The sequence below is a fragment of the Protofrankia symbiont of Coriaria ruscifolia genome (assembly GCF_900634745.1).
GTDB classification, from domain to species: domain Bacteria; phylum Actinomycetota; class Actinomycetes; order Frankiales; family Frankiaceae; genus Protofrankia; species Protofrankia californiensis.
The window spans coordinates 1-7,087 of the sequence record NZ_CAAAFR010000020.1 but is presented as its reverse complement, the minus strand read 5'-3'; the positions used below and the strand labels follow the sequence as shown (position 1 = coordinate 7,087).

Genomic DNA, 7,087 nt, shown 5'->3' with positions numbered 1-7,087 from the left:
GCAGGGTCCGCCATGTCTTGCTTTCCCATAACGCAACAGACCCGCGCAGGACCTCAAGCTGGCGGACGTTGAGTGGGGCTCGGAGATTGACCATGGATAGGAGTGTGAAGCGGGCCTCTCGGGCTACGGAAGCAGAGCTTGGCTCCAGGCCACACCGGGATGGTTCAGCCTGCCCATGCCGGCTCCGACGCCCGGCGTCCGCCGGTGTGCGGGAAGGTGACGGTCCCGTCCGACAACAGACGGTCACGGGTGACGACCAGCGCACCGCCGTATGATGGGCCCAGCCCGCAGCCAGCCGGAGACACCAGCGAGGAGGCCCTCGTCATGAGCACTCCGGAAGCCGATCGTCCGCTGTACCCGCCGCTGCGCCCCCAGATCACTGCCGAGGAGCTCTTGGCCGCCAAGGGCACCCAGCCCATCCGGTCCCTCGACGACCTTGCCGCCGACACCTTCGACTCCGACGAGGAGCTCGACGCGTTCCTCGCCTTCACCTACGCCGAGCGTCGACGCGACGTCGCCTGAGCCGGTCGTCGTGCAGCCTGTTGTCCTTGACACCGACGTCGCCTCCCTGAGCCACAAGCGCAGGCTGACCGGGTCCGTGGCAACTCGCCTGATCGGCCGCCGGCCGCTGATCACCTTCGTGACCTTCGGTGAACTCACCAAGTGGACCGACCTGCGAGCCTGGGGCGGCCGCCGATGTCAGGAACTCGCCGACTGGCTCTCCGCAATCCCCGTGCTGCCCGGCGACGAGGCAGTCGCCGCCATGTGGGGCAGGCTCTCCGCGGACGCCACACGGGCAGGACAGCCCCGCCCGGTCAACGACATGTGGATCGCGGCTCGCTGTCTCACCCACAACCTGCCGCTTGCCACCTTGAACCTCAAGGACTACAGCCTACTTCAAGGATCATCACGGTCTACGGATCCTCGGTGAGGAATAAACGCCGCTTACCCACCGGATGCGGAAGGGGTGGTGGCGGAGGCGGCGTATCTGTGGACGGTACGCGCGGCTTATGTGACGCGTCGCCGATGTCTACGCCGAGCGGTTCACCGACGGGCTGGTAGCCCGGCCGGTGGACCGGGGGCTGCTGGCGGCGTCCGCCGAACTCGTACTCCGTCGGTCGTGAGTTCGAGTCCCACCCGCCCCACATCTCGGTGTCGCGCGAACCAGGCGACCTTGGTGGTTCGTGTGTCAGTCAGATCACGGCGATCGCGAGCAATTCCTCCGGTGGCGCGCTCCCGATGCGGTTGTGGCTTTGCCAGCCTCGGAGCTGCGCGACCGTCAGGTCGATGCGGGGTTGTCCAGCGCCGATGTGATGACGGCGAAGGCCTGGTCGGCGAGTGCGGCGGGGTCCTCGGCGCCGTCGCTGTCGCTCCACCGCCGCAGCACGGTGTCGAAGGCGATCAGGGCAATTCCGGCGGCCAGTTGCGGGTACAGGTCGGTCGCGGGATCGAGGGCCAGTCGGCGGGCCACCTCTGAAGCCAGCTCGTCTTGCCACTGGGCCTGGTGCTCCAGGAAACGGGCGCGCAGGGCGGGCGTGCCCAGGATCAGCTGCACCACGCGCAGCGCTCGGTCGCCGTGGCCGGCGCAGGCGTCGATGGAGACCCACACGGTGTGCCGCAGCGCCACCGACGTCGGCTCGCGTGCGGGGCGGTCCGCCAGTTCCGCACGCATGCCGGTGCCCATCTCTGCCAGGAAGTGGACGACGACGTCCTCCTTGGACGCGAAGTACCGGAAGAACGTTCGCTTGGACACGCCCGCGGCGGCCACGATCTCGTCGACCGTGACCTCGTCGAACCCTTGCCGGGCCAGCAGGTTGAGCGCGGCCTCGGTCAGCACATCCGAGACGAGCTGACGCTTGCGCTGGGCCAGGCTCGCGTCAGGGCAGGTGGTCACTCGTCCATGGTATACGCCATGCCGCGTGCGACATCAAGGCGCACCTTGACACCGAATGCCACCAGGGGCAACGTGTGTCGCATGAAGAGTCAGCAGGGCTGGACCGCCGAGCAGATTCCGGACCAGACCAAGCGGGTGTTCGTCGTCACCGGAGCCAACAGCGGTCTCGGCCTCGCGACCACCCGGGCGCTCGCCCACAAGGGCGCGCAGGTGATCCTGGCCGTCCGCGACGAGGCCAAGGGCCACCGCGCGGTCGCGGAGATCACCGCCGAGCAGCCCGGCGCCCACCTCGAGGTCCGCCAGCTCGACCTGGCCAATCTGGACTCGGTCCGCGCCTTCGCCGACCGGTTGCGCTCCGAGAGCGCGCGCCTGGACGTACTCGTCAACAACGCCGGCGTGATGGCGCCACCTCGGACAGTCAGCGCGCAGGGCCATGAGCTGCAGTTCGCCGTCAACCATCTTGGCCACTTCGCGCTCACCGGCCTGCTGCTCGACCTGCTGGCGGACGGGAACGACCCCCGGGTGGTCACGATGAGTTCGACCAACCACCGGCAGGGACGCCTCTTCTTCGACGACCTCTCCGGCGAGCGCAAGTACTCACCCATGGGCTTTTACAACCAGTCGAAGTTCGCCAACGCCGTCTTCGGCTGGGAACTTCACCGGCGGCTGACCGCGGCCGGAAGCCCGGTGCGCAGCGTGCTCGCCCACCCCGGCTACACCTCCACCAACCTGCAGACGAGCGCCCCGGTCGGCCTGGTGAAGCTGCTGTTCGGCCGCATTCTCACCCCGCTCGCCCAGTCCCCGGACCGGGGTGCGCTGCCCCAGCTGTACGCGGCGACCGCCCCGGATGTGGAAGGCGGGCAGTTCATCGGGCCGGACGGCACGGCCGAACTGCGCGGCGCACCGAAACGGGTGCAAATCGCCCCAGCGGCCGCCGACGCCGAGACCGGCCACCGACTGTGGGAGCTGTCGGAACGGCTAACCGCCGTGCGGTTCGCGTTCCCCGCCACCTGATGGGGTCGCCGGAGGGCTGGCAGCCTCCGGACCTACCAGGTTCGCGGAACGTGTGTTCGAGTCCGTGGATGATGTTACCGCGCTGGCGCTCACTTAGCATCGCCCCTGGCCAGGGCCCGCGTGGCGACCGGGCGGACGGTGATCTCAGGACCTTCCACAAAGATCGAAGGGTTCTTATGCTGCTGCGTTAGGTCCACAAGATCTCGTTGCGCGAACCGCTCGATCTTTGGGTTGGGTGCACGAGATGGCTCGGGATGTCCTGCCGCGGAGGCGTCTTCGAGTCCCTGGGACGGAGGCCGCCTCGTAGTCGATCAGTGGGGGTGCGTGCAGCTCTTCGCCGACGAACCGGGCACGGAGGCTTTCCGTGCCCGCAACCCCGGTCAGCAGTTTGACGACTACGGTGGAGTCGATGATGGTCATCCGTGCCGGTCCGGTGGGCAGGTAGGGCACATCCGCAAGGTCTACGGTCGAGCCGTCGAGCAACTCGGTTCCGATATTCTCGACATCCGTCTCGGCGGCCTCCGCCGATGTAGCCGCACGGCGTCGTGGACGGGCGCGGCGAGTTCGATGTCACTGATTGTCAGATCTGACCGAGGTCGATCTCCGCTGGGAAGGGAGCCGAGACCTTGACCATGCCGGTGAACACGTCCTCGTTCCGGTAGGCCCTGGTCGCCGGGTCGAGGAGATAGACATAGATCAGCGGAACGCCGGTAGCGGCCTGCTCGATCCGCCAGTAGAAAGCGATGCCGGCCTTGGCGTACTGGTCCGCCTTCACGATCCTGTCGGTGGTCTCCGAACCCGGCGAGACGACCTCCACGACCAGCAGCACGTGTTCGGGACGGGTGGGCGTGACGTCGATCGTGTCCGCGCGGTACACGACCACATCCGGACGACGATTGGTGAGCGGCACGTCCTGCAGCCGGACGTCGATGTCCGTGTCGGCGTTCCAGTCATCTCCGGCGGCGGCGTCCAGAGCATTCGCGACGATCCGGGCCACGCGGTTGTGCCGCTTGGACGGGCTGGGGCTCACGACGACCATCCCGTCCACGATCTCGATGCCCGCGCACTGCTCCTCGGACCAGGAGTCGTACTCCTCTGCTGTGATCTGCTCGTGCATCCAGGCGGGGGCGACCATCTCCGCGGCCATGACGCACCTCCCGGAACCTGCACGGCGAGTCTGGATCAGCCTTGGCCCATCGTACTGGGCACTCTCCGAGGCCCTCCACGCCACGAGGGGCCTGCTCGCTGCGATTTCAGCGGATCCCCTGCGGTTTGTGCTGCGCGAGGTGAGCAAAGCTGATCACGTCGTGCGGGCCTGCCGGCCCGGCGATCCAACGCGTGGTCAACGGTCGCGGGCCGGACGGGAGGCCGCGGGGCCCGGGGACTCGAACCATCGCCCTACGGCCGGTCGTCCTGACCACCGAATTCGTTGTGGCAGGTCAGCAACGCGGCGCCGTCTTCGAGGCGCACCATGGTGCGCGAAGATTCGGTCCCGAATCTTCGCGTCAGCCGGGGCCGGCAGTGAACACGCTGCCTGTCGAGCCTGCGGAAGCCGCGGTCCGCCGGGCTGGCAGCGGGGCATGATCGGGTAATGCATCGCTGCCGTCCTCGTCCGCCGTTGTTGACACCGGTTCCGATGGCGGAGTTCACCGGGTTCCGGTTCCCGCCGGAGATGATAGTGCTGGCGGTCCGCTCGTACTTGCGCTTTGCGCTGTCGTACGAGGCATTGAGGAGGGGAAGGTGAGGCCGACCACGATCCCCATGGTTGCGGTCACGAGGTTCGCTGTGGGCTCGGGTCCTACCAGGTTTGCGAAACGTATGTTCGACACCCGTGTTGGCCTGATTGTCTCGGCGCTCACTGGGCATCGTCTCTGGTCGGCAGCCGTGTGGCGACCGGGCGGACGGTGATCTCGGGAGCTTCAACCAAGCCGGATCAAACGGTTCGTATGGTGGTACGTCAAGTCCACCACTCAACGTGACGAACTATCCGACCTGCATAAATAGGTCTCACCTATAGGTCGGGTGTGTTTGCGGCCCAGGAACGAGTAGGTCAGGGCGCTCAGGGAACGGTTCGAGCCCAACCTGGCTCTGAAGCAATCGACCACGGCAGGTAGTGGTGCGGTCCGGTCAGCGCGCGGCCCGTAGACAGCAGGCGTGCTGTGGCACTGGCCGCGCTCGTCCCCGGCGCTGGCAGGTACGTCATCACGGATCAGTCCGGGACGGGGTCGGACTTGGTGCGCATACATGGCTCGCCGGGCGTGCAGCCGTACGGTGTCCGTGGAGAGTGCATGGTCGCGACGCTGACGCGGCTTCACCTGGCCACGAGGCCGGAGGCGTTCGCCCGCGCCGGTGAACGGCGGCTGCGGACGTGCGACTGTGGGCGGCAGCCGGAGGTGCGTGCTGAACCCGGTCGTGTTCACGCGGACGTGGCCGTGGTTTTCAGCGGTCCTTGTCCCGCTCGGCCGCGAACGCGCCGGCTTGTTCCGCGCGCATGATCAGGTTGGCCAGCGCCTCCACCGCTCTTCGTCGCTGCTCGGGGGCCATGGTCACGGTCTCGATCCGGTCCACGACCAGAGGACGGGCGACGGGTTTTCGCCGGATCGTCTGAGCTTGCTGTTTAAGTGCGCCACGAACGCAGAAGGAGAGGTTATATAGGTAAACCTTACCTTCTGCGGTGCTGTGTGGGAGATGAGGGATTTGTGGCCCCTCGGAGCCGCCCGGCGGGTGGAGGCTCCACCTGCACTCCGCACGTTCGGTTTAGGTCTCTGACCAGCCCATTTTCTTGATCACGGGGGTTTGGTCGGGTCGACTCCGAGGAGGTCGAGCACGCGCTGCTGGAGCGGGGTGGGCCGGGGGATGTAGGCGGGCTGGCCGTCGCGTGCGGGCACGAGGCGCAGGTCGGCGAGGGCTTCGAGGATGAGCCGGCCGGTGGGCTTGGCCGGGCGGCGGGCGTAGAGGCCGGCGACCGTCCCGGTCGGGCCGGCGGCGCGGCGGGCCTCGCGCTCGATCAGCGAGAACAGCAGCAGCGCCAGGCCGACGACGTGCAGCAGCCCGTGGATCCGCTGGTTGTTCTCCAGGTAGAACGGGTTGACCGCGAGGGGGCCCTTGAACGCGCTGTTGCGCCGTTCGGAGGCTTCTTGGCCCTTGTAGTCGACGAAGACCCCGGCGGCGTCCTTCTCCTCGACGCTCTGGTTCGTCAGGAGCGCGAACCAGCCGTCGGCCTTCGCCGCCAGTTGCAGCGCGTCCTCGTCGAAGAACCAGGTCAGCAGCGGTTTGCCGGTGTCGGGGTTGGTGTCGAGATGGGTGCGCAGCCACGCCCTGACCCGACACCCGCTGGTGATCTTCTCGACGCGGGCGTGGACGGCGGCCTCGTCACGGTAGTAGGGGGTGCCGAGGTTGCGGTGCAGCACGACGAGCGCGGCGCGGGCCTTGTCGATCTGTTTCTGCCGGTTGGCCGCGGACGCCGTGGCGCGGCGGGCCGAGTGGGAGTACACGGTGCGCGTCGTGACCGGCGGGTCGGTGGCCTTCGGGCCGCGCAGGGTCGTGGATCCCTCGACGACCCGGTGGACGTCGCGCTGGTGGAACAGCTTGTCTTTCTCGCGCTGGGGCGCCCAGTCGACGATCGTCGCGGTGGCCGGGTCGTGCGCCGCGAGCGCGGCCAGCCCGACGATGGTCCGCGGGGCCGGGGCGACGAAGGTGGCGCCGGCCGCGTCGATCGCGGTCAGGTTCGTGTAGGAGACGAGCGTGCTGTCGCCGACGAGCAGGAACCGGCGCGGCCCGGCGCGCTCGCGCAGGGCCCGCAACGCGCCCTCGACCTGCGAGACCTCGGCGGCGCCGCCGTCGTAGACGCGGGTCAGCAGCGAGACCGCGCCGTCGGCGCAGGTCGCGAAGCCGGCCTGTACCTGCTTGAGGTCGAAGCGGTGGTCCTTCGGGTGGCCGGGCTTCGGGGGTCGCGTAGGCGGGGTCGGCCCGGTCGTAGGCCCCGCACACGGACATGCTGGTCAGGTCCCAGTGGATCTCGGAGACGTCGAGGCCGAACACCGCGATCGCCCGCGCGGCGATCGCGCCGACGACGGCGTCAGCCTGCTCGGCCAGCGCCTCCAACGCCCGGCCACACCGGTCGTCGGTGAGCGCGTCCGGCTCGATCCCGAAGATCTCCAGGACGGTCCACTTCTCGCC

6 protein-coding genes and 2 pseudogenes are annotated in these 7,087 nt (G+C 68.3%); 4 read left to right on the top strand and 4 right to left on the bottom strand.

What is annotated here, in order from left to right:
• Positions 1-164 precede the first annotated feature (164 nt).
• Positions 165-326: a hypothetical protein gene (locus CV1CTNOD_RS25330; protein WP_207386132.1), complete on the bottom strand. Its 162-nt coding sequence runs from the start codon at positions 324-326 to the stop codon at positions 165-167.
• Between CV1CTNOD_RS25330 and CV1CTNOD_RS02205 the strand changes: the two genes are divergently transcribed.
• Both CV1CTNOD_RS02205 and CV1CTNOD_RS02200 read left to right on the top strand, forming a co-directional pair.
• Positions 325-522 carry a hypothetical protein gene (locus CV1CTNOD_RS02205; protein ID WP_131784504.1) on the top strand — a complete coding sequence of 66 codons (198 nt, stop codon included), beginning with the start codon at positions 325-327 and terminating at the stop codon, positions 520-522. The genes CV1CTNOD_RS25330 and CV1CTNOD_RS02205 overlap by 2 nt on opposite strands.
• A 10-nt stretch (positions 523-532) precedes the next feature.
• Positions 533-931, top strand: coding sequence for a type II toxin-antitoxin system VapC family toxin (locus CV1CTNOD_RS02200; protein ID WP_207386131.1), 399 nt, complete (start codon positions 533-535; stop codon positions 929-931).
• 348 nt (positions 932-1,279) lie between these two features.
• Here the strand turns inward: CV1CTNOD_RS02200 and CV1CTNOD_RS02195 are convergent, their stop codons facing one another.
• Complete coding sequence (locus tag CV1CTNOD_RS02195) at positions 1,280-1,894, bottom strand: TetR family transcriptional regulator (RefSeq protein WP_131784503.1); 615 nt, start codon at positions 1,892-1,894, stop codon at positions 1,280-1,282.
• An 81-nt stretch (positions 1,895-1,975) separates the two neighbouring features.
• On the opposite strand from CV1CTNOD_RS02195, the gene CV1CTNOD_RS02190 reads away from it, so the two are divergent.
• Positions 1,976-2,908, top strand: coding sequence for an oxidoreductase (locus CV1CTNOD_RS02190; protein ID WP_131784502.1), 933 nt, complete (start codon positions 1,976-1,978; stop codon positions 2,906-2,908).
• Positions 2,909-3,488: 580 nt separating this feature from the next.
• Here CV1CTNOD_RS02190 and CV1CTNOD_RS02185 read toward each other — a convergent pair.
• Positions 3,489-4,055 carry a Uma2 family endonuclease gene (locus CV1CTNOD_RS02185; protein WP_131784501.1) on the bottom strand — a complete coding sequence of 189 codons (567 nt, stop codon included), beginning with the start codon at positions 4,053-4,055 and terminating at the stop codon, positions 3,489-3,491.
• A 444-nt stretch (positions 4,056-4,499) separates the two neighbouring features.
• Between CV1CTNOD_RS02185 and CV1CTNOD_RS02180 the strand changes: the two are divergent.
• Positions 4,500-4,628 (top strand): annotated as a pseudogene (locus tag CV1CTNOD_RS02180) (IS6 family transposase); the annotation flags it as partial.
• Positions 4,629-5,694: 1,066 nt separating this feature from the next.
• On the opposite strand, the pseudogene CV1CTNOD_RS02175 reads toward CV1CTNOD_RS02180, so the two are convergent.
• Positions 5,695-6,840 (bottom strand): annotated as a pseudogene (locus CV1CTNOD_RS02175) (IS1634 family transposase); the annotation flags it as partial.
• Positions 6,841-7,087: the final 247 nt, after the last annotated feature.